Origin of the sequence: Hymenobacter rubripertinctus, from assembly GCF_003583925.1 — a bacterium.
Classification (GTDB): domain Bacteria; phylum Bacteroidota; class Bacteroidia; order Cytophagales; family Hymenobacteraceae; genus Hymenobacter; species Hymenobacter rubripertinctus.
In genome coordinates, this window is record NZ_QYCN01000012.1 from 63020 (window position 1) to 84441 (window position 21422).

The window sequence follows — 21422 nt, forward strand, 5'->3', positions numbered from 1 at the left end:
AGGCGTTGTGGGCCTTTATTCAGCGTTCAACGGTTCTGTGCAACGGCGGGCGGGGGCAAGCCCCGCCCCTACACCGTTCTTCCCAAACCATTTCGCAACGCGGATTAAGTAGCACCACAACGAAGCGGGAGAGATACTTCGGCTCCGGCTGCGCCTTCGCTCAGCATGACGTTCTTTCATTCAGTTCTCCCATCTCACTTCGCCGAAGGTTACCTTTGCGGCATGAATCTCCTCTCTGCCGAAAATCTTTCGAAGAATTATACCGACCGGTGGCTGTTTAAAGACCTGAACTTCGGGCTGCTCCAGGGCCAGCGCGTGGCGTTCGTGGGCATCAACGGCACCGGCAAAACCACCCTCATGCGCATTCTGGCGGGCCTCGAAGCCCCCGACACTGGCCTGGTGAGCGTGCGTAAAGGCATCCGGGTGACGTACCTGGGCCAGCAGCCGGTTTTCGATGAAAGCCTGAGCGTGGAAGAAACCATCTTCGCCAGCCAGAACGACACGCTCAAGGCCATCAAGGAGTACGAGCACGTGGTGAACGACCCCGACCACAAATCCGACGATTTGCAGCGGGTGCTGGAGCGCATGGATGCCCTCAACGCTTGGGACTACGAGGCCCAGGTGCAGCAGATTCTGAGCCGGCTGGGCATTCTGGGTGAGCTGCTCACGCGCAACGTGAGCCAGCTTTCGGGCGGGCAGCGCAAGCGCGTGGCCCTGGCCCGGGTGCTCATTGAGGAGCCCGACGTGCTGCTGCTCGACGAACCCACCAACCACCTCGACCTGGCTACCATCGAGTGGCTCGAAAACCGCCTCTCCTCCCCCAGCCTCACGCTGCTCATGGTCACCCACGACCGGTACTTTCTGGATAGCGTGGCCAACGAAATCGTGGAGCTCGACAAGGGCCAGATGTACCGCTACCAGGGCAACTATGCTTATTTCGTGGAGAAAAAGGCCGACCGCGAAATGCGCCAGGCCACCGAAGTAGAGAAGGCCCGCCAGCTGTTCAAGAAGGAGCTCGACTGGATGCGCCGCATGCCCCAGGCCCGCGGTACCAAGCAGAAGGCCCGCATCGACGCCTTCTACATTACCAAGGAAAAGGCCAGCACCAACCTGAGCAAGCAGAACGTGGAGCTGAGTGTGAAAACCACCCGCCAGGGCGGTAAAATCATCGAAGCCAGCCACCTCAACAAGCAGTTCGGCGACAACGTGGTGCTGGATGATTTCAGCTACGTATTCAAGAAAAAGGACCGTATTGGCTTAGTAGGCCCCAACGGGGCGGGCAAATCCACGCTGCTCAACATGCTCACCGGCAAGCTCGCCCCCGATTCCGGCACCATTGAGGTGGGCCAGACCACCGTATTCGGCTACTATACCCAGACGGAGCTCGAATTCGACCCCACTCAGCGCGTGATTGACATTGTGAAGGAAGTGGCTGAAGTGGTGGAGCTGGCCAACGGCGACGTGCTCACGGCCAGCCAGTTCCTGAGTTTGTTCCTGTTTCCGCCGGCCCAGCAGTACACGCTGGTAAACAAGCTCAGCGGGGGCGAGAAGCGCCGGTTGCAGCTGTTGCGGGTGCTTATCAAGAACCCCAACTTCCTGATTCTTGACGAGCCTACGAATGACCTCGATCTGGGCACGCTCAACATCCTGGAAGATTTCCTGCTCCACTTCGGCGGCTGCCTGCTCATCGTCAGCCACGACCGCTACTTCCTCGACCAGCTGGCCGAGCACCTGTTCGTGCTCGAACCGGGCGGGGCCGTGCTCAACTTCCCCGGTAACTACACCGACTACCGCGAGTACCTGGCCGAACGCGAAACCGAAGCGGCGCTGGTAGAAGAAGAAAAAGCCGCCAAAACCGCCCGCGCCGCTGCTAAGGTAGCGGCCGCCGCGCCGGCCCCGGTAGCCGCGCCGGCCGCGCCGAAGCCAGCTACCCGCAAGGCCTCGTTTGCCGAGAAGAAGGAGTACGAAACCCTGGAAAAAGAGCTGGCCAAGCTGGAAGCCCGCAAGCAGGAGCTCATCGAAGGCCTTAACTTCGGCACCGGCTCCCACCAGGAGCTGGCCGACTGGGCCGCCGAGCTCAAGCGCACCGAAACTGCCCTCGACGACAAAGGCATGCGCTGGCTGGAACTGGCCGAGTTGGGGTAAATGAGCGCGCAACCAGCACGTTGGGCGTGGGCAAATGCTGAGCCCAGCGGATCTGACGGCTTCCCGAAAACAATTGAGCAGCCGGACCGCTTAGCTGCAACTTCCTGGCAGTTGATGCTTCTTTCTCCCAACCTCACCATTTCCTTACTTCCATGAAATCAATTCGCTTTTTCAGCTTTTTGCTGCTGCTGCTGCTGGCCGTGCTGAGTACTGTGCCGGGTGTTGCCCAGGATCAGAAAGGGCCGCCCGCCAGCCCACCGGCCACGGCCACCGGTAAAATCGGCAAGGCCACCGTAGCAGTGGCCTATAGCAGCCCCTCGGTGAAGGGCCGCCCGGTTTGGGGCCAGCTAGTGCCCTACAACGAAGTATGGCGCGCCGGAGCCAACGATGCCACCACCTTCACCACCGACCAGCCCCTGAAAGTGGAAGGCCAGGTGCTGCCCGCCGGCACTTACAGCCTGTTTGCCATTCCCACCGAAAAGCAGTGGACCATCATTTTCAACAAAACGGCCAAGCAGTGGGGCGCATACAAGTACGACGCCAAGCAGGATGCCCTGCGCGTAACTGTAACGCCAAAAAAAGTCACTACGTCCGCCGAAAAGCTCCTGTACGACGTGACGCCCAAGGGCCTGGTGCTACGTTGGGAAAACCTGGAAATTCCGGTTGCCCTCAGATAGCATCCGGTTTTCATTACACCAAAAAGGCTCTTTCCTGAATTGGAAAGAGCCTTTTTGGTGTAACGAAAATCTTTATCAGAGCACTTTTTGAGTGAAGTAGTACTGCAACGGGCGCTCATCAAAAAAGAGGACGAACTCCAATTGCCTGGCCGAATCGAGGCGGGGAAAATAGACGAGGCCGCGCACCTGGTCGCCGGGTTGCAGGGTAGCCTGGCGCAGCATGCTGGTGGCCTGCTGCGCCACAGCGGTGTGCAGGGCCTGCGCTTCGTCGGCATGGCCGGCCCGCTGGCTGTCGAAGTAGATCTGGTCGTCCTGGTGACGGGCTTCGCGAGCCTCCTCCTGGGCCTTGGTTTCGTCCTTTTTGATGCTGGCGACATCCTCGACCGTGTTAACGACCATCGTCAGCAGCTCAAACCAGCTCGATCCGTTTGCCTTGGCGGCTTCCTGGTCGCGGCGGGCCGCCAACGTTGTAAGGAAGGCTTCCGGGTCGCGGGCCGGGCGGCGGCCCAGGGCAAGGGCGTGGAGGCTATCGGGCCGTGGCTGGTAGTAGAACGTGGCCGGATTCACCGTCACGGCGTGGGCGCCGGCATTGCTGAACTCCGCCTGAAACACCAGCTCCTCCTGCTCCGCCCGCAAAAACCAGAAGCGCACGTACACGCTGTCGGGGTGGCTTACCAAGTCGCGGGCCGGGCCACTACCCCCGCCGGTGGGCTGCAAGCTCAGCACCCGGGTTGGAGCGCAGGCCGTGAGCAAGCCCCCCGCAAGAACGGGCCGCGCCCACCGCAATAAAACACGAATCAGCATCAGGCAAAAGCAATAACGTTGACGATAAGACAAACCAAACGCCGACCCAATAATTGGTTCGGCGCTATATAGACGCTGCTGGCAATAATAGGGCCTGTTTCGGCTACTTCAGCACCAATGGCAACCGCGCGGCCCCGGCCGCATCCACCGGAAAAGGCCAGGTACGGCGCACGGCCATCAGCGGAATGGCCCCGAACAGGTGCGGAAACCAGGCCTGCCGCCCGGCGGCCCATTCCCGCTCCACCCGCACGCCGGCCGCATCCAGAACGGCTTCATCCAGCTCCAGCAGCACCGTGCCGGGGCTGGCGCGGTAATAGAGCCGGGCCGTTTCCAGCACCTGCCCCAGCTCGGATGCGTGAATGAACCCCTCGGCGACCAGATCGGCGCTGGCGAAAAAACCGGTTTCTTGGGCCTGCTGCCAGTCGGCAGGTTGGGCGATGCGGTAGATCAACTGGAATTAAAAATTAAGAGTGACAAGTCAGCACTGTAGCGGTTTCGAGAACGGTGGCCCAGTCGGTTGTAGAGACGCATCTTGGCATCTGCTCGTGGAACGAAACCAGCCGAACAGCGCGGACGCCGAGACGCAATGAGGCCTCTCTACGGCGCGGGTTTATGGTTCGCCAAACTCGCTACATAGGCGCGAACAACGAGCCGCAGCTAGGCGGCTCTATTGCAACCGGATGAACTGTTCACGAAATGGGAATGGCATTCAAACGCACGTCGGGAATAAACGAGCCACATGGACTGTCGTCCTTTAGAAAAGACAGAACAAACGCATGAACGGTAGGTCCTGTCATTTTCAGCGTCCAGGGCTACTGTAGCGGTGAGCGTTTCCAAAGCCGCACGCTCATCACAGTGCCCTCAGACGCGGCCAAAGCATTCGGCTGTTTGGTCAGGCGTTTGCCCTGCAAAAAAGGTAGGTTATTTTTCTGTGCTAAAAAAATAACCTACCTTTTTTGAAACATCCCCTATACGGGACACCCGGTTGTCGAGCCGCCTGGTTGCGGCTCGTCGTTCGCGCCGTGGTTACGTCGTGGTTCAACTGTGTCGTTCAACGCCGGACCGCAACCAGGCGGCTCGACAACGACCCGGTGCATCGTTCACGAAATGGCTGTAGCCGAACGTTGTGGCAGCGCGACTTACCCGCTCCCCGATAAACCCGACCGGTGTCATTGGAAAAAAATGCGCGAAGCCTCTGCTTCGCGCCACAAAAAAAGGGAGCTGGCGACATGTGCCGCCAGCTCCCTTTTACAATTTTTCACTTCTGTTTTTCAACTGAAATGCTACGCTTTCCAGACTTCCTGCTGCACGGCTTTACCCACGGTGAGCAGCAGGCGCACGGGCGTGGGCACCAGGGTCAGGCGGGCTTCTTTGCCGGAATATTTTTCCGAATCGATCCAGACGCCTTCCTTGGGGCCGGGCTTACCGCTGGTGTTGGCCGGCAGGTAAGCCGTGGGCAGCAGCACATCGGTGTCGGAGCTCAGCTCGTCGTGGACTTTTTCGAGGGCCGTTTCCAGGAACGTGCCGTACTCATCGTTGAAATCGTCTTCGAGGTCGTGGAGTTCTTCCTCTACGTCGTCGTAGCGGGCATCATCGTAGGTGAGCTTGTGCAGCTCGGCTTTTTTCTCGATGATGGTTACGAGGGCGCGGTTCAGCTCTTCCGAATTCATAAGGCTAAGGCAATGGGTTCAGCTGCAAAGGTGGGGAGGATTCGGCAGTTTCGCACATCTTTTCCCCTTAGCGGGCGTACGAAAACCAGGCACTTTTGGCTTAGTGAAGCCAACAAATTGACCAATGCCGGAATCATTTGTCCGAAACCAGTAGTTTTACCTGACTGAATTTCCTCCGCCCCACCCCTCTTTCTACTCACTATGCAAACCATGACCTCCCCGGCCGTTCAGGCCCATCCCGCCGACGATTTCCTGCCCCTCAACGGCACCGACTACCTCGAATTCTACGTCGGCAACGCCAAGCAGTCGGCCTATTTCTACCAGGCTGCCTTCGGCTTCGAGCTGGTGGCCTACGCCGGCCCCGAAACCGGCGTGCGCGACCGGGCCAGCTACGTGCTCCAGCAAAATAAAATCCGGCTGGTGCTCACCACTTCCCTGCTGCCCGACTCCGACATTACGCGCCACGTAGCCCAGCACGGCGACGGGGTGAAGGTGATGGCCCTGTGGGTGGACGACGCCCGTAAATCGTTCGAGGAAACCACCAGGCGCGGCGCCAAAGTGGCCTTCGAGCCCTACGTTATCGAGGATGAGCACGGCTCCGTGACGCTGGCCGGCATCTACACCTACGGTGAAACCATCCACACTTTTGTGGAGCGCAGCGCCTACTCCGGCCCTTTCCTGCCGGGTTTCGTGGCCCGCAGCAGCGGCATTCCGCAGGGCAACCCCGTGGGCTTGCAGTACGTGGACCACTGCGTGGGCAACGTGGGCTGGGGCGAGATGAACCAGTGGGTGAAGTTCTACGAGGACGTGCTGGGCTTCAAACTACTCATCACGTTTGACGATGACGACATCTCGACCGAGTATTCGGCCCTGATGAGTAAGGTGGTCAGCAATGGCAATGGCTTCGTGAAATTCCCTATCAATGAGCCCGCCGAAGGCAAGAAGAAAAGCCAGATTGAGGAGTACCTCGACTTCTACCACGGCCCCGGCGTGCAGCACATGGCCCTGCTCACCCACGACATCCGCACGACGGTAACCGAGCTGCGCCGCCGCGGCGTGGAGTTCCTCAACGTACCCAACACCTACTACGACGACCTGCTGGAGCGCGTGGGCCACATCGACGAGGACCTGGACAGCATCCGCGACCTGAATCTGCTTGTGGACCGCGACGAGGAAGGCTACCTGCTCCAGATTTTCACAAAGCCCGTGGAAGACCGGCCTACCGTGTTCTACGAAATCATCCAGCGCAAGGGCGCCAAGAGCTTCGGCAAAGGCAACTTCAAGGCCCTGTTTGAAGCCATTGAGCGCGAGCAGGACCTGCGCGGCAACTTGTAGTTGAGTGCATAGCTGTTAGTGCTTGGTGCTTAGGCTGGTGATTGAACCTTGCGTTCGGTTGTTCGGCCTAGGCACTATACATTAGCAGCCCATAACGAAACCAACTTTTTCTTTCCCGCCGCCACCCCGCACCGGCTGACCCGACCTAATTACTACGCACCAACAACTAAGCACTAAACAATGGCCCTCTCCCCCGACCTGCAAACCAAAATCAACACCTGGCTGACCAACGATTACGACGCGGCCACTCAGGCGGAAATCCGGGACCTGCTGGCCGGTAACCAAGACGACCAACTCTCCGACGCGTTTTACCGCAACCTCGAATTTGGTACCGGCGGGCTGCGCGGCATCATGGGCGCGGGCTCCAACCGCATGAACCGTTACACGCTGGGCATGGCCACCCAGGGCCTGAGCAACTACCTGCTCCAGCAGTTCCCGGGTCAGGAAATTAAGGTGGCCATTGCCCACGATTCGCGCAACAACAGCCCTGAATTTGCACGCATCGCGGCCGATATTTTTTCCGCCAACGGCATCACCGTGTTTCTGTTCGATGCGTTGCGGCCCACGCCCGAGCTGTCGTTTGCCATCCGCTTCCTGGGTTGCCAGAGCGGCTGCGTGGTCACGGCCTCGCACAACCCCAAGGAGTACAACGGCTTTAAAGTGTACTGGAACGATGGGGCCCAGGTAGTGGCGCCCCACGACCAGAACATCATCCGGGAGGTGGAAGGCATCCAGTCGGTGCGGGAGGTAAAGTTCCAGGCCGACCCGGCGCGCATTCATCTGGTGGGAGCCGAAATTGATGCCGCCTACCTGGCCCAGGTGAAACAGCTCAGCATCAACCCGGCCGCCGTGCAGCGCCAGCACGACCTGAAAATCGTGTACACGCCTTTGCACGGCACGGGCATTACGCTGGTTCCGGCGGCCCTGGCCCAGCTCGGGTTCGATAACGTGCACATCGTGGCCGCCCAGGCCACGCCCGACGGCAACTTCCCCACCGTGCTCTCGCCCAATCCCGAGGAGAAAGTAGCCATGCAGATGGCCCTCGACGAAGCCCAGCAACTCGATGCCGACCTCGTGCTGGCCACCGACCCCGATTCCGACCGCGTGGGCATCGCCCTGAAAAACAACGCCGGCGAGTGGGTGCTCGTCAACGGCAACCAGACGGCTGCCCTGCTCACCCACTACCTGCTCTCGGCCCGCCAGCAGGCCGGCAAACGCACCGATCAGGATTTCATCGTCTATACCATCGTGACCAGCGACGTGCTCGGCGACATTGCCCGCGCCCAGGGCGTGAAGGCCTACCAGACGCTGACCGGCTTCAAGTACATTGCCGGCATTATCCGGGAGCTGGAGGGCCAGGAAACCTACATCGGGGGCGGCGAGGAAAGCTACGGCTACATGATCGGCGACTTCGTGCGCGACAAGGACGCCGTTTCCGCCTGCGCCCTGCTGGCCGAAATGGCTGCCGTGGCCAAGGACCAGGGCCACACCCTGTACCAGGAAATGGTACAGATGTACCTGACCTACGGTTTCTACAAGGAGCACCTGATTTCCATCACCAAAAAGGGCCAGCGCGGAGCCCAGGAAATTCAGGAGATGATGCGCGAGTTGCGCGCCACCCCACCCGCTACCATCGCGGGCCAGCCCGTAGTAGAGCTGCGCGACTACAAAACCGGCAGAATCAAGAACCTGCGCACCGGCCTCGAAACCGAAACCGGCCTCGAAAGCAGCAATGTGCTCCAGTTCATTCTCGAAGACGGCAGCAAAATTTCGGCCCGGCCCAGCGGTACCGAGCCCAAAATCAAGTTCTACTTCAGCGTTAAGCAGCCCCTGGAATCGGCCGTGGACTTCGACCTGGCCGACCGCCTGGCCGGGGAGAAAATTCAGGCCATTATCGCGGACATGCAGCTCCAGTAGCCGCCTCATACTTCTCTGGTACTAAAGCAGAAACGCCCCGCACAACAAGTGTGCGGGGCGTTTCTGCTTTAGTACCAGGAGGGTGCCAAAAGCGGCGGGGCCTACTTCTTGTCCTGGTCGTCTTTAGCAGCTTTGCGGATAGCCGACTCGTCTACCTGGTCACTGATGGGCGCGGCAGCGTCGGTTTCGCCATCGGTGGCGGTGGTCATTTTCTTGGTAGCACCAGTCAGGTCGGTGGCGGTGCTGCCGGTTTTGGTCGAATATACTTTGTCGTCGTTCTGGTCGGAGGCTTTCTTGGAATCGGTCATGGAATGGGAAGTTTAGGAACTAAAAAGAGTAAAAGAGCGGGTGGCCGGTGCAGAACCTAGCCCCAAACCGGCCACCTGCTGCTTAATGATACGGGTAGCGGACGGGCCAGGGTTTAACTTACGAGCCGAATACCACTATTTTGTGGTATTCACGCCCATTTTAACTGGTTTCCCTCTGCTAAATATCCGTTGCTATGTCCCGCTCGCCCGCAGTAGCTATTACCCGCCCTGCTCGCTTCGTACTGCAAGGCCCCAGCCTGCTGATGATGGCAGTGTTTATTGGGCTGGCAGCCTGGGTGGGTTACTACGGGGAAGTTGTTTTACTCATTCCCGCCCTGCTCCTGGCTTTGTTTTACGGCACCGGCAAACGCACGCTCGAAGTTGACGCTGGCCGTCGGCGTTACCGGCTGGGGATAGAATTGGCGGGCTTCAACCCGGGGCGCTGGCACCCGTTACCGGCGGTTCAGCGCGTTGTCCTGCGCTACTACTCCGACCTTGCTGTTTCCAGCGGCGACGGGGGTGGACTGGAATACAACCAGGATGCCCGTTATCTGGTGTTGTTATCGGTTCCAGGCAGCCCCCGCGCCTACCGCCTCTTCAGCACGGCCACCTATAAGCTGGCATTTCAAGTGGCCTGCTACTTGGGTCAGGCACTCCGGGCACCCGTGCTGGGCTACGACCAGTTGAAACAGGAAACGGTTTTGCAGAAAGCGGAGGATGAATAGTCCCGGTGGCGGGCGGAGCGGCTAAAAAACGAAGCTGAAGGAAGCCTGGTACAGCAGCCCGCGCAGGTCGCGGCTGCGCTTATCGAGCGGAATAAAGTAGCTGGCTTTGTTGTCGAGCAGGATGTGGCGGGTCTTAACCAGTTCCAGGCCCAGACCTAGGTTCAGGTTGGGGATGAAGTCGTTCTTCTGGTCGTCGTTGCGGTTCAGGATGAAACCCCCAATCTGGTAGCTGGTGTAGAGATTGAGGAACTGCCGCCGGCCCCGGCCGAAGTTGCGCGGGTAAAAATCCTGCCCGAAGTTGATGACGAACAGCTCGTTGATGAAGGTAGAGTCGGTGGCGTTTTTTTCCGTGGGCTTATACACGCCCAGGTTGAAATAGCTTTTGCCCCGGGTGAAGTGGTATTTGATGGAGTAGCCCTGGTACGCTTTACTGGTGAGGCCGGCGCGGGGGTTGTCGAGGCGCAGATAACCGTACTCTACCCCCGGCATGTTCACGAAAGCCACTTTGTGGTTGCCCGTCGGGAAGCTGACTTCATCGTAGAGGCGCAATACCACGTAGGTTTGCCCCTGGTGAGTCCGGAGCCGCTGCTGCTGCTGGCGGGCATGCGCCAGGCGACTTTCCAGATTCGCGGCTTCCGTTACCAGCGTTTCGCGCTCCTCAGCCGGCAGTTGGGGAGCGAGCAGGCGGGTTTTAGTGTACTCCAGCTGCATCGTGAGCCGTTGCTCATCGGCTGCCAGCTCCTCCAAGCGCGCGGTTAGGTTGTGGGCGTTCAGGTTGTTTTCGAGCACGAAACCCAGGGTAGCCACCAGTGAGTCGAGCGCGGGCAGCGCAGCGGTTGGCAGCACGAATTCGGCGGTGAGTTGCTCCGGGGTTTCCTCCTGCTTCTGCACCCGCGCTGCCCGGGTCCGAATGAAACCGGTGACGGCTCCCCGGGCTTCGGCGTACTTGGTGACGCCCACCGTCAGGCGTTTCTGAGATTCGTAGGTTTCCTGCTCCGTGCTGCTTTGAGCGGCCGCGCCGGAAATACTGCCGAAGCTCAGTAACAGGAAGAGTCCCAGCCAGGAAAAAGAACGGGAGAAAAAGCGCATGATTCAGAAGTTAGCCGTAAGCCCTTCCTAATAGTAGAAGGCCCCGGCAAGTTGGTCGGTTGTGCTTCTAAAAACAGCTCAATATTATCCCCCGTCAGACTTTTCCAGAAAGTCAAAACATGCCAATAATCATCCTCTCCCACCGCAAAAAGCCGTTAGGCCTTTTAGCTACCTGACTTTTCAAACAGGCAACGAGAGTTCTTTATTCCTGCCGTCGGGGTCGGCGGGTACCCAGCAGCAACAGAATCAGCAGCTCCAGCGCGGCAATGGCGAGGCTGTACCAGGTGATGACAGGCAGGCCCCGGTAGTAAGGCATGGCCGGCGAGTAGTGCCCCAATAAGCTCAGACCCGCAAACAGGATGGTGGCTACCGTTACGGCGGCCAGGATGCTGCGGCTTACCAGCTCGTCGGCCTTGCGCAGTAGCAGCTGGTAGCCGCTCAGTTCCACGCGCACCCGCAGGTCGCCGCGCGAGATTTTGCGCACGATTTGCCGGATATCGGTGGGCAGGGTCTGGAGCAGGGCCAGCAGCTGGGTACCGGTGTAGAGGGCTTCGTTCTGGATGTTTTCCCGCGAGTACTGCTCGGCCACGATGCGCGCCCCGTAGGGCCGCACGAACTCGAAGGTGTTGAAGCGCGGGTGCAGCACCTTGCCGATACCTTCCAGAATCACCAGGGCTCGCAGAATCAGGAACACCGCCCCCGGCACCTGCAACTTGTAGCGGTAAATGACGCCCTGCAACGAATCGGCCAGGTCCGACATGCTCATTTCCTTCACGTCGAGGGTCGCGAAATCCTCAATCAGCTGGGCCAGGTCGGCCTCGAAGGCCCGCATATCGGGGATTTCCGAGGTCAGGGCCAGGCGGCGGAAGTTGAGGGCCATACTGCGCGGGTCCTGCCGGGCCATGCCGATAAACACGCCCGCGAAGGCGTACTTCTGCTGCTTGGTCAGGCGGCCCACCATCCCGAAATCAATCAGCACTACGGTACCGTCGGGGCGCACCAGCACGTTGCCCGGGTGGGGGTCGGCGTGGAAGGCCCCAAACTCAAAGATCTGGGTCAAGTAGATGTCCATACCGGTTTCGGCCACCTGCTCCGGACTCAGGCCCCATTCCAGCAACTGAACTTTGTCGGTAATCTTGCAGCCGCTCACAAATTCGATAACCAGCATCCGGTTCGTGCTCAGCTCCCGGTAGGGCCGCGGAATGTAGAACGTGTCGTAGTCCTGGTAAAGCGTGCGGAACTGCTCCATGCTGCGGGCCTCGGAGGTGTAGTCCAGCTCCTTGGTCATGCTCCGCTCGAAGGCATCCACGATGTCCTGGGGGTTGCTCAGCCCCTGCTTGCGCAGGAAGCCAGCCGTCAGGCGTACCAGCTCATGGAGCAGACTCAGGTCGGTGCGCACTTTCTCCTGCACATCGGGGCGCTGCACTTTCACCACCACTTTTTCGCCCGTCCGCAGCCGCGCGCCATGCACCTGCCCAATGCTGGCCGAGCCCAGCGGCACTTCGTCGAACTCATCAAACACGTCTTCCAGCGGGCAGCCCAGCTCCTGCTCGATAATCTGGCGGGCCTGGGTCACCGGGAAGGGCGGCACATTGCTCTGGAGCTTCTCAAACTCGTCGATCAGGGCCTGGGGCAACAGGTCGGCGCGGTTGCTCAGCGCCTGGGCCAGCTTGATGAAAGTGGGGCCCAGCTCCTCGATTATCATCCGGATCCGCTCCCAGCGGGTGGTTTCAAACACCGCCTGCTCGCCTTCCCGCCAGGAGCGCCGCCGACTCTGGGGCACCAGCCGCCGCAGGGCCGTGCTGGTTACCACATCCTCAAAACCGTAACGGATCAGCACTTCGGCCACCTGCCGGATGCGAGAAAGGTTGGATATGGTGTTCTTGAACATGGGCAAGGCAAGTTACGGCCGGTAGATTGGTGAATAACGCTCTTCCCTGGTCATTCTTCCCGAAAAAAAATCCCCGCCCGCAAAGTACGGACGGGGATTCTGCACGACTACAGCGGCTGAGCTTACGATTTAGCGTCGGCGGCGTCGGCCTTGTTCTCCGCTTTCTTGGCGGCACCGGCCGAGCCGGCGGCCGATTTCTGGGTTTTGCCGGCGGCGGCGCTGGTTTTGTCGGCCGCCTTCTTCACGGTGCTGGCCGCCTTGCTCGTGGCGCTGGCAACGGCTCCTTTAGCGGCACTGGCGGCCTTCGAAGGCGCGGTCTTCTTGCTGCCCGACGCGGCGGCACTGCCCGAGGCCGATTTACTGCCGGCCTTGCTGCTGCGCTTAAGCTCCTCCAGCTCCGAGTTCGGCGCTACGCCTACCGTTTTCAGCATTTTAGAAGCCAGGCTCTGGGCCTGCTTCTCCAGCTCCTTGCGCTTGGCATCGGTGTTCTTCTTGAGGTCGTCCATGATTTTGGCGCCTTCTTTCTCCGACAACTTGCTTTCCTTCACCAACGAATCAATAGTTTTTTGCACCCGGTCGTTGGTCAGCGACACGAAGCCCACACCGGCATTAACGAACTTCTTGAACAGATCTTCCATAAGGAGTTGGGGTTGAATGAGTGGAAAGTGAAGGAAAGCAATGAAAAACCGCCCGCCCGAAGCCAACGGGCCAAAAATAGTATGCAAGCCTACTATTTTTCACAAACCTACGAAATACCTGCTATATAGTTAGGCGGCAATCTGATTTTTCTTGCCTGATGAGGCTCATTTTCAGACTGCTTACCGGGCTGGCAGGGGTAGGACCGGGGCCATGGCAGCAGTAGGAGCGAGTTCGGCCTGGGTCCATATCTGCCGGGTGAAGTCGGCTACCTGGCCGAGGGCTTGGTCGGCTTCGGGCACAAAGCGCCAGAACAGGTGCCACCAATGTACCAGCCCAGCAAAAATCTGCAGCGTAACGGGCGTACCCGCCGTGCGGGCCTTGTCGGCGAAGCGGCGCACATCGTCGCTCAGCACCTCGGCGTCGGAAATCTGCAGCAGCAGCGGCGGCAGCCCGTGCAGCGCGGCGCGGGCCGGCGAGAGCAGCGGATGGCTCAGGGGGGTATCGGCGGCGTAGAGCGGCCCCCAGCTCCGGATTTCCAGCGCCTCCAGCAGCATACCCTCGTGGTGGCACACGCTGCGCAGCGTACCGGCGGGCAGTTTCAGGTCGGTCCAGGGCGAGAGGCCTACGGCGGCGGCGGGCAGCGGCTCGTCGGCGTCGCGCAGGGCCAGCAGTACCGCCAGGGCCAGCCCGCCCCCGGCCGAGTCGCCGGCCACGATAATATCGGCGGGTGCGTAGCCCTGGTTCAGCAGCCAGTAGTAGGCCGTTAAGGCGTCTTCGAGGGCGGCCGGAAACGGATACTCGGGGGCTTTGCGGTAGTTGATGGCCAGCGCCGTGACGCCGCACTTCTGGGCCAGGCGGCCCACCAGTGCCCGGTGGGTGTTGAGTGAGCCGAGCACGTAGCCGCCCCCGTGCAGGTAAAGCAGCACCCGGCCCGCGGCCGCATCGGCCAGCCGCACCCACTCGGCCGGAATGCCCTCCACGTCGGCATCTTCCACAAACACATCCCAGGGCATAAACTGCCCGAAGGCCAGCAGCTCGGCAAACAGGCGCATAGCCGGCAGTTGGGGCCGTCGCTCGGCCAGCGGCCCCGTCGCCGCCACCAAAAACTGTTTCAATACTGCGTGTTGGGGCGAGGCCATTCTCTTTATTAATTAGGAATTAAGAATGCTGCTGGGGCGGCGGCGGCGCTTGCTGCTTGTTAATCCGGTGGTTGCGGTAGCCGCGGATGGCGATGGGAATCCAGCCGAGCAACGGAATGAAGAAGCTGATGGTAAAGGGGTTGCGCCAGAGCATGCGCCAGTAGGCGCCGGGCGTGCGCAGATCGAGGTCGAAGTGGCGGCGGCCGGCGCGGATGTACTGGCGCTCAAACTCCTGGTACATGGCGGGCCAGGCCCAGGGCAGAAAAAAAGGGAAGTAGCGCCAGTTGGTTTTGATGCGCTGCCACAGCTCGCCCCAGCGGTAGGGCTGCTGCCCGTATTTGGTCACGGCGGCGTCCAGCTCGGTTTGCATGCGGGCGCGCAGCTGCTCCGAAATGGCCCGGTAATCGTCGCGGGTGAGCTCGGCGGGGGCTTTGTCGGTCAGCTCGTAGGGCTTCACGCGGCTGCCCAGTACAAAGGTGAGCTTGGCCGGGAACGCCATGTAGAAAAACCAGGGTTGCAGCAGCACCAGCAGCAGCACCGGCCCCACCGGAATAAATGGAATACCGATTTTCTTGCTCAGCCGGTTCACCCATTCCCAGCTATAGGTGTGGGGGTTGAGGTACTCGCCGTTGATGGTGTAGAACGGGATGATGTCGGTGCGGTGCTCGATACCCAGGCGCACGATGCTGGTGGCCAGGCGCTGGAGGCGGTACTTGTTGTTGAACCCTTTGCCGATGCCCGGCACCCCCTCGGGGTACAGCATCAGGTTATGGTCGTTGTAATACATCATCGTCTCGAAATTGAGCGTCGTGGCATCCACGCAGCCGGCCCGCTTCCAAAAGTCTTTTACCAGGAACGGGTTCATCAAAATCGACTGCGAGAGCATGGGCGCCGACAGTGGCCGGGGCAGGTCGCGCAGATCGGGCAGGTGGCGCCACAGGTGGGCCAGGGCCACCATGGCATCCCAGGGGAAGGCCATGCCCGAGTGGTTGGAGGCAAACAGCAGGGGCCGGTCGGGGCGGTTGCGCTGGGGGTAATCCTCGAAGCCCACCAGCTCGGAGCGGAACCACACCCGGTCGAGCAGCTGCATGATGTTCTGGTCGAGCGTTTCAACGAACTGCTCGTCGAAATAGTCGGTGTAAATGTGCTGGTTGGCCCGAATGGCGGGCGGCGGCGGGGGCAAGGCAGCGGGAGTCGGGGCCATGGGGTGGCAGGAGGGAGTACGGACGGGCTCCTAATGTACTGATTTTGCCCGTTTCCGGCCACGCGGGGCAGACGGGCTCATATCTGACGCTTCAGGCGCACGGTGGCCGTGTACAGCTCCCCATCGGGCCGGCGCACCACGAACAGCAGTTGGCGGCCATCCTGGGAATGCAGCATCCGGCTCAGCTGACTCATGTTGAAAAACTCGACCGGCAGCAGGTTGATGGACGTAATTTCGTCGCCCGGTTTGAGGCCGGCCTGGTCGGCCGGGCTGCCCTCTTCCACCCGCAACAGGCGGTACTGGCGGTATTGCGGCCCGAAGGCCAGCACGTCGAACCCGCACATATCATGCTCGAACGGGTCGCGGAAGGTGCTATTGGGCCGGAGCAAGAGCTGGTTGCGGCGGTAGTCGATGATGATGGTGAAGCGCTTGAGCAGCTCGAAGCCCAGGTTGCCATTGCGGGGCGTGTCGGCCCGCAGGGCCACATCGGTGGAGTCGGGGAACGAGGTGAGCAGGGACGGAATCCGGTAGCGGCCCAGTTGCAGGGCCGCTACCCGCCCCAGGTAGCCGTTGATATTGCCGTTGAGCCCCCGGCCCAGCTGGGTGCGCAGGTGAGCGGCGGGCAGGGTTAGCCGGGGGTCAGAGGTGGTTTCCAGCGACAGGGCGTGGCCCGCGCCGGTATCGAGTACGAGCTTTGCGGGCATGGAAAGCGCGGCGCTGAGCTGCACCGGCACCGTCAGGTAAGCTTTGCGCCCCTCCATATCGAGGCCGAGCCGCGCCCAGCGCCGGCCGCGCGGCACCTTGTAGCGGGCCGGGTCGTGGAAAGTCAGCTGCTGCTGCTCGGGTTCGATTTCCACCACGAAGCTCCGGAACACATCCGAGCCCAGCAGGCCGTGAATGGGCATTCCCACGTAGCCCGAAAGGTTGAGCACGTCATCGGAGAGCAGCAAAAACGACGCCTGCGGGGCCTGCACGCCGTTGGCCAGCACCACGGATACGTCGTTGACCTGGTAGGCTTCGAGGGGGCGCTCCTCCCCCGCCCCGGCCACCAGAAACCGCCCCTGAGTACGCAGATTCAGCTCCTGGCCCAGGTACGGATCCGTGATAAGCGAGCTGCTGATTCCGGTATCGAGCAGAAAATTGTACGGCCCCTTGCCATTGAGCGTGGCCCCGATAACGATGAGGTTGCGCTGGAGCAGAAACGGCAGCCGCGCCCGCTTAGCCGCCGGCCGCTGAAACCGGTATACGGCCGGCTGGGCCTGGCTCTCGCCCAGGCCGGCTACCAGCAGCAAAGCGCCAAGCATGGTCCACCGGCCGCCTTTGGCTAACAGCAGTAAAATCCGGATTCGCACCCACATAGCCTGAGAAAATCGTCTCAGGGAAGATACTGAAAAATCCTATTGGGGGGGCATTGCGGGCGCGGCTGTTTAGCCCGGCTCCTCCCAGAGGCCGGCGGGCTCGTGGTAGAGGCGGCCGTTGCGGATGCTGAGCGGAGCCGCCAGGTTGTTGTGGTAGAGCTGACCGGTGCCCAGGCCCTGCGGAAGGCCCGGCTGCGCGTAGGTGCCCGCCAGCTGACTGATAGCGCTCAGGCCCACGTTGGACTCCAGGGCCGAGGTCAGCCACCAGCCGATGCCCTGGCTTTCGGCCTGGGTCAGCCAGTCGTGGCTGGCGCGCAGGCCGCCCAGCAGCGTGGGTTTGAGGATGAGGTAGGCCGGGTGCGTGCGCTCCAGCAGCTCCCGCTGGCGGGCGGGGTCGGTGAGGCCGATCAGCTCCTCGTCGAGGGCAACGGGCACCGGCGAGTGGCGGCACACCCGGGCCAGCTCAGGCCACTGCCCGGCCGCAATGGGCTGCTCGATGGAGTGCAAATCGTAGCGGGCCAGCTGCTCCAGCTTGCCCAGGGCCTCGGCCGGACTGAAGGCCCCGTTGGCATCCACCCGCAAGGTGAGCTGCCCGGGGCCGGCCAGCGCCCGGATGTCGGCCAGGATGCGGAGTTCAGCGGCAAAATCGAGGCCCCCGATTTTCAGCTTAAGGCAGTTGTAGCCGGCCGCCAGCTTGTGTTCGATTTGCTCCCGCATGAAGGCGGCCTCGCCCATCCAGACCAGCCCGTTGATGGGCAGGCCGGCTTCCCCCCGGCTGAAGGCGTTGTCGTAGAGCTGGTGGTGGCTGCCCCGCTGCAAGTCGAGGGCGGCCGTTTCGAGGGCGAAGCGCAGGGCCGGCCACTCCGGACCGACGAAAGCGGCGGCTTCTTCGGGCAGCAATTCCCGCAGCTGACGGCGGTTGAACTCCCGCACGAAACCGTCCAGGGTGGCTTCAAAGTCGGGCCGGTGGTCGGGGCTCAGGCCCGCCAGCGGGGCCGCCTCGCCCCAGCCGGCCTGCCCGGGCGCAGCTTCGTCGTAGAGGTGCAGGTAGTGGGCCGTATGCTCGGTGAGGGCGCCGCGGGAAGTACGGGCGGGGAAATTGAACCGGAGGATTCGGCGGCTGTGGCGCAGTTGGAGCATACGGAAGGCGGAAGGGCGGAAGGCGGCAATATACGCCCGGGGATGAAACCGGAATGCCGCCCATCCCCCGGCAGACCGGTTGATGGGCGGCCCAGTGCCGGCACCGCAGTACCCGGCCCGTTGTGGCCGGAGCTGCCGATCAGGTGGCTACGCTGGTCGGCAAACCGGTGCTCCGGCTGGCCTGTCCCCCTTTGCGGCCGGCCTCCCGGGCTTCTTCCGAAGTAAAGCGGTGGCCCCGGCCGCTCAGGTGCGAGGCGCGGCCGCCTTCGCTGGCAATGCGTCGTTGGGTGGCGGGGTCCATGGCGGCAAAACCGCGCGGCCGCTTGGTAACCGGCTGGTCGGTACCGGTAGTGGAGGTGGCAGATTTCATATGGTTAGCCTTTGGGAGGGTGGAGGAAAGCAAGGGCCCGGCATTGGTGCGGAGCGTGGTTATCCTACGCCGAAAAAGCCGCCCGCAGTTATCTGCGAGGGGGGTAATTCAGGGGTAATGCCCCAAAATACCGCTTTCTACGGAGGAGCTATTGCGTATAAATACGGAGTTGCTTCGGCAAACCCTGATCTGCGTTGTTGCTCGGCTGGCCCGCAAACTACCGGGCCGGTTTGCCGTTACACCTATACCTTCGGTTTCTTACTCATTGCCTCTTATGCCTGTTTCTTCTGCTCCCGTGCTGGCCCCGGCGGCCCCGCTTGTTTCCTCACTCCGGTCCCGGTTCGAAGCCGTGCGCCGGCAGTCGGTGGCCCTATGCGAGCCGCTGCTGCCCGAAGACACGGTGATGCAGCCCATGCTCGATGTGAGCCCTCCCAAGTGGCACCTGGCCCACACCACCTGGTTTTGGGAAACGTTTCTGCTGCGCGAATACCAGCCTGGCTACCAGGTGTTCCACCCCGACTACGCCTTCCTGTTTAACTCCTATTATAACTCCCTGGGCTCGCGCGTGAACCGGGCCGACCGAGGCACTCTTTCGCGCCCGCCCCTGGGCGACGTGTACGCCTACCGCACCGCCATCGATGCCCAGATGCACCAGCTGCTGGAGCGGGCGGATGCTTTGCCGCCCGCCTTCCGGGAGCTGGTGGAGCTGGGCCTCCAGCACGAGCAGCAGCACCAGGAGCTGCTGGCCACCGACATCAAGTACATCCTCAGCACCAGCCCTTTGGCGCCGGCGTATCTGAGTGAAAAATTGCCGGCAAACGGCGCGGCCGGCGCTACGTTACCTGCTCCTTCCCACTTGCCGCCGCCGGCCACCTGGCTGCCGGTGCCGGGCGGGGTCTACCGCATCGGGTTTGAGGAGGAGGGCTTTTGCTTCGACAACGAGCAGGCCCCCCACGATACCTACGTGGCCGATTTCGAGCTGCAAAACCGCCTCGTGACCAACGCCGAATACCTGGAGTTTATGGAGGCCGGCGGCTACCGCGACTTCCGGTTCTGGCTGGGCGAAGGCTGGGATTTGGTCCAGCAGCAGGGCTGGGAAGCGCCTTTGTACTGGGTGCTGCGCGACGGAGGCTGGCACCGCTTCACCCACCAGGGCCTGCAACCCGTGAACCCGGCCGCGCCGGTCACGCATGTGAGCTTCTACGAGGCCGATGCGTACGCCCAGTGGCGGGGTTGCCGCCTGCCCACCGAACAGGAATGGGAAATAGCGGCCCGCCGCTTCAACCCCGATAAAGCGGCCGGCACGTTCCTGGAAAGCTGCCTTTTCGACCCCCAGCCCCTGGCGCCCGATGCCGCCCCCGACCAGTGCCACCAACTGCTCGGCGATGCCTGGGAGTGGACGTACTCGGCCTACCACCCCTACCCTGGCTACCAGCGCGCCGCCGGAGCCCTGGGCGAGTACAACGGCAAGTTCATGCTCAACCAGCTGGTGCTGCGCGGGGGCTCCTGCGTCACCCCCGAAAGCCACATCCGCCTCACTTACCGCAACTTCTTCCACGCCGATAAGCGCTGGCAGTTTACCGGCATCCGCCTGGCTCGCTGATTCTTTGGCTGGTAGCTGGTAGCCAGAAAGCTATTGGCCAATGCTATCAGCTATCAGCTATCAGCTATCAGCTATCAGCTTAAAAAAACCTCCTGGCGCTGCCGTAGTTGTAGCCTCTCTCTCCTCTTGCCTCTCTCATGCCTGCACCATCTACCTCGCCTGCTCCCGCTTTGCCCGTTACTGCTGCTCCTGAACTGCCGGACCCGAACACGTTTCTGCGCCAGCACGTGCGCGAGGGCTTGAGCCGGCCGTTCAAAACGCTGTCGTCGATGTATTTCTACGACGACGAAGGCAGCCGGCTGTTCCAGCAGATTATGGCCCTGCCGGAGTATTATCCTACCCGCACCGAGTTCGGTCTGCTAACCCATCACCGGGCGGCCATCAGCCGGGCGCTACGCCCCCAAGACCCGGCCGAGTCGTTTTTTCTGCTCGAACTCGGGGCCGGCGACGGGCTCAAAACCAAGATTCTGCTGCGCGAGCTGCTCGAAACCGGGGCCAGCTTCACCTACGTGCCCGTCGATATTTCGGCGGCGGCCCTTGAGGGGCTGGCCACCAGCCTCCGGGCCGAGCTGCCCGAGCTGCGCGTGGAGCCCGTGGTGGCCGATTACGCCGACGCGCTGCGCCTGATGGCCGGCCGGCCGGGCCGCAAGGCGGTGCTGTTTCTGGGCTCCAACATCGGCAACTTCCTGCCGCCCGACCGCCACCGCTTCCTGCTCAACCTGGCCCAGCCCCTCACTTCCGATGACCGCCTGCTCATTGGCTTCGACCTCCAGAAAGACCCGCGCCGGATTCGGGCCGCCTACGACGACAGCCAGGGCGTAACGGCCGCCTTCAACTTCAACCTGCTCCGCCGCCTCAACCGCGAGTTGGGGGCCGATTTCGACCTCGGCCACTGGCAGCACTACACCGATTACGACCCGCTGGATGGAGCCGTGCGCTCGTTCCTGGTGAGCACCCGCGCCCAGACGGTACGGTTCGCCAAGCTGGAATGGACCGTGGAATTCCGAGCCTGGGAGATGATTCATACCGAAAACTCCTACAAATTCACCGAGGCTATCATTGGTGAACTGGCCGAAGAAGCCGGCTTGCGGGTCGCGGATTTCTTCACCGACGAGCAGGATTTCTTTGCCGATGTGCTGTTGCGCCGTGCTTGAGAATTAACCAAACGCCTCGTAAGATTTCCCCTGACGGAGGACTTAAACAATTTGGGGGTAAACAATTTCAAATTGTTTACCCCCAAATTGTTTAAGTCCTTTGCGGGACGTGCAAAAGTCGGCCAGCAGCCCGCAGCCGTTGCCGGATGCGGCGGGCTCCCGCCCCATTGGCGAAACCCTTTTTCCTGGTGTACTCCTTGGAAGAAACCGATGCCCGTACTTGCGGCACAAGGGAAAAAAGTCCTCCTTTCGCT

19 protein-coding genes are annotated in these 21422 nt (G+C 61.5%); 7 read left to right on the forward strand and 12 right to left on the reverse strand.

Translation table 11 applies throughout. The features are described 5' to 3' along the window. Positions 1-222 precede the first annotated feature (222 nt). Positions 223-2145, forward strand: coding sequence for an ABC-F family ATP-binding cassette domain-containing protein (locus D0T11_RS09510; RefSeq protein ID WP_119655555.1), 1923 nt, complete (start codon positions 223-225; stop codon positions 2143-2145). 152 nt (positions 2146-2297) lie between these two features. Then, positions 2298-2822 (forward strand): DUF2911 domain-containing protein, encoded by a 525-nt coding sequence (locus D0T11_RS09515; protein WP_119655556.1) that lies wholly within the window; start codon positions 2298-2300, stop codon positions 2820-2822. Between the two features lie 75 nt (positions 2823-2897). On the opposite strand, the gene D0T11_RS09520 is transcribed toward D0T11_RS09515, so the two are convergent. The 3 genes from D0T11_RS09520 to D0T11_RS09530 all read right to left on the reverse strand — a co-directional run bounded on the left by D0T11_RS09520 (position 2898) and on the right by D0T11_RS09530 (position 5296). Beyond that, on the reverse strand, positions 2898-3626 hold the full coding sequence (locus D0T11_RS09520; RefSeq protein ID WP_147374590.1) for a hypothetical protein: 729 nt from the start codon (positions 3624-3626) through the stop codon (positions 2898-2900). 103 nt (positions 3627-3729) lie between these two features. After that, the gene (locus tag D0T11_RS09525; protein ID WP_119655558.1) at positions 3730-4077 is read right to left on the reverse strand and encodes a DUF952 domain-containing protein; all 348 of its coding nucleotides are present in this window, start codon (positions 4075-4077) and stop codon (positions 3730-3732) included. Positions 4078-4909: 832 nt separating this feature from the next. Further along, positions 4910-5296: a hypothetical protein gene (locus D0T11_RS09530; protein ID WP_119655559.1), complete on the reverse strand. Its 387-nt coding sequence runs from the start codon at positions 5294-5296 to the stop codon at positions 4910-4912. Positions 5297-5497: 201 nt separating this feature from the next. Here D0T11_RS09530 and hppD point away from each other — a divergent pair, with 201 nt between their 5' ends. Beyond that, positions 5498-6631 (forward strand): 4-hydroxyphenylpyruvate dioxygenase, encoded by a 1134-nt coding sequence (gene hppD, locus D0T11_RS09535; protein ID WP_182888321.1) that lies wholly within the window; start codon positions 5498-5500, stop codon positions 6629-6631. Between the two features lie 180 nt (positions 6632-6811). Next, a complete protein-coding gene (locus D0T11_RS09540; RefSeq protein WP_119655560.1) occupies positions 6812-8548 on the forward strand; it encodes a phospho-sugar mutase in 1737 nt (578 codons plus the stop codon). Positions 8549-8649: 101 nt separating this feature from the next. Here the strand turns inward: D0T11_RS09540 and D0T11_RS09545 are convergent, their stop codons facing one another. Next, positions 8650-8856, reverse strand: a complete 207-nt coding sequence (locus D0T11_RS09545) for a hypothetical protein (RefSeq protein WP_119655561.1) — start codon at positions 8854-8856, stop codon at positions 8650-8652. 194 nt (positions 8857-9050) lie between these two features. Between D0T11_RS09545 and D0T11_RS09550 the strand changes: the two genes are divergently transcribed. After that, on the forward strand, positions 9051-9581 hold the full coding sequence (locus tag D0T11_RS09550) for a hypothetical protein (protein ID WP_119655562.1): 531 nt from the start codon (positions 9051-9053) through the stop codon (positions 9579-9581). A gap of 21 nt (positions 9582-9602) precedes the next feature. Here D0T11_RS09550 and D0T11_RS09555 read toward each other — a convergent pair whose 3' ends face one another. The 8 genes from D0T11_RS09555 to D0T11_RS09590 form a co-directional block, all read right to left on the reverse strand. After that, entirely contained in the window at positions 9603-10670 is a 1068-nt protein-coding gene (locus D0T11_RS09555) for a hypothetical protein (RefSeq protein WP_119655563.1), read from the reverse strand. Positions 10671-10872: 202 nt separating this feature from the next. Then, positions 10873-12561 carry an ABC1 kinase family protein gene (locus D0T11_RS09560; RefSeq protein WP_119655564.1) on the reverse strand — a complete coding sequence of 563 codons (1689 nt, stop codon included), beginning with the start codon at positions 12559-12561 and terminating at the stop codon, positions 10873-10875. Between the two features lie 122 nt (positions 12562-12683). Beyond that, the gene (locus D0T11_RS09565) at positions 12684-13199 is read right to left on the reverse strand and encodes a phasin family protein (RefSeq protein WP_119655565.1); all 516 of its coding nucleotides are present in this window, start codon (positions 13197-13199) and stop codon (positions 12684-12686) included. Positions 13200-13379: 180 nt separating this feature from the next. Continuing rightward, complete coding sequence (locus tag D0T11_RS09570) at positions 13380-14315, reverse strand: alpha/beta hydrolase (RefSeq protein ID WP_182888322.1); 936 nt, start codon at positions 14313-14315, stop codon at positions 13380-13382. Positions 14316-14358: 43 nt separating this feature from the next. Next, positions 14359-15543 (reverse strand): lysophospholipid acyltransferase family protein, encoded by a 1185-nt coding sequence (locus D0T11_RS09575; protein WP_119655567.1) that lies wholly within the window; start codon positions 15541-15543, stop codon positions 14359-14361. 77 nt (positions 15544-15620) lie between these two features. Continuing rightward, positions 15621-16901, reverse strand: coding sequence for an aspartyl protease family protein (locus D0T11_RS09580; protein ID WP_119655568.1), 1281 nt, complete (start codon positions 16899-16901; stop codon positions 15621-15623). A gap of 69 nt (positions 16902-16970) precedes the next feature. After that, complete coding sequence (locus D0T11_RS09585) at positions 16971-18041, reverse strand: o-succinylbenzoate synthase (protein WP_119655569.1); 1071 nt, start codon at positions 18039-18041, stop codon at positions 16971-16973. Positions 18042-18180: 139 nt separating this feature from the next. Next, positions 18181-18411, reverse strand: coding sequence for a con-10 family general stress protein (locus D0T11_RS09590; protein ID WP_119655570.1), 231 nt, complete (start codon positions 18409-18411; stop codon positions 18181-18183). A 274-nt stretch (positions 18412-18685) separates the two neighbouring features. Here D0T11_RS09590 and egtB point away from each other — a divergent pair, with 274 nt between their 5' ends. Both egtB and egtD read left to right on the forward strand, forming a co-directional pair. Beyond that, positions 18686-20014 (forward strand): ergothioneine biosynthesis protein EgtB, encoded by a 1329-nt coding sequence (gene egtB, locus D0T11_RS09595; protein ID WP_119655571.1) that lies wholly within the window; start codon positions 18686-18688, stop codon positions 20012-20014. Positions 20015-20151: 137 nt separating this feature from the next. Beyond that, on the forward strand, positions 20152-21168 hold the full coding sequence (gene egtD / locus D0T11_RS09600) for an L-histidine N(alpha)-methyltransferase (protein WP_119655572.1): 1017 nt from the start codon (positions 20152-20154) through the stop codon (positions 21166-21168). Positions 21169-21422: the final 254 nt, after the last annotated feature.

Bases quoted from the DNA above. Each gene is read 5' to 3' on its own strand.
- D0T11_RS09510 (WP_119655555.1), top strand. From the start codon at position 223: ATGAATCTCCTCTCTGCCGAAAATCTTTCGAAGAATTATACCGACCGG.
- D0T11_RS09515 (WP_119655556.1), top strand. From the start codon at position 2,298: ATGAAATCAATTCGCTTTTTCAGCTTTTTGCTGCTGCTGCTGCTGGCC.
- D0T11_RS09520 (WP_147374590.1), bottom strand. From the start codon at position 3,626: ATGCTGATTCGTGTTTTATTGCGGTGGGCGCGGCCCGTTCTTGCGGGG.
- D0T11_RS09530 (WP_119655559.1), bottom strand. From the start codon at position 5,296: ATGAATTCGGAAGAGCTGAACCGCGCCCTCGTAACCATCATCGAGAAA.
- hppD (WP_182888321.1), top strand. From the start codon at position 5,498: ATGCAAACCATGACCTCCCCGGCCGTTCAGGCCCATCCCGCCGACGAT.
- D0T11_RS09540 (WP_119655560.1), top strand. From the start codon at position 6,812: ATGGCCCTCTCCCCCGACCTGCAAACCAAAATCAACACCTGGCTGACC.
- D0T11_RS09545 (WP_119655561.1), bottom strand. From the start codon at position 8,856: ATGACCGATTCCAAGAAAGCCTCCGACCAGAACGACGACAAAGTATAT.
- D0T11_RS09550 (WP_119655562.1), top strand. From the start codon at position 9,051: ATGTCCCGCTCGCCCGCAGTAGCTATTACCCGCCCTGCTCGCTTCGTA.
- D0T11_RS09555 (WP_119655563.1), bottom strand. From the start codon at position 10,670: ATGCGCTTTTTCTCCCGTTCTTTTTCCTGGCTGGGACTCTTCCTGTTA.
- D0T11_RS09560 (WP_119655564.1), bottom strand. From the start codon at position 12,561: ATGTTCAAGAACACCATATCCAACCTTTCTCGCATCCGGCAGGTGGCC.
- D0T11_RS09565 (WP_119655565.1), bottom strand. From the start codon at position 13,199: ATGGAAGATCTGTTCAAGAAGTTCGTTAATGCCGGTGTGGGCTTCGTG.
- D0T11_RS09575 (WP_119655567.1), bottom strand. From the start codon at position 15,543: ATGGCCCCGACTCCCGCTGCCTTGCCCCCGCCGCCGCCCGCCATTCGG.
- D0T11_RS09580 (WP_119655568.1), bottom strand. From the start codon at position 16,901: ATGTGGGTGCGAATCCGGATTTTACTGCTGTTAGCCAAAGGCGGCCGG.
- D0T11_RS09585 (WP_119655569.1), bottom strand. From the start codon at position 18,041: ATGCTCCAACTGCGCCACAGCCGCCGAATCCTCCGGTTCAATTTCCCC.
- D0T11_RS09590 (WP_119655570.1), bottom strand. From the start codon at position 18,411: ATGAAATCTGCCACCTCCACTACCGGTACCGACCAGCCGGTTACCAAG.
- egtB (WP_119655571.1), top strand. From the start codon at position 18,686: ATGCCTGTTTCTTCTGCTCCCGTGCTGGCCCCGGCGGCCCCGCTTGTT.
- egtD (WP_119655572.1), top strand. From the start codon at position 20,152: ATGCCTGCACCATCTACCTCGCCTGCTCCCGCTTTGCCCGTTACTGCT.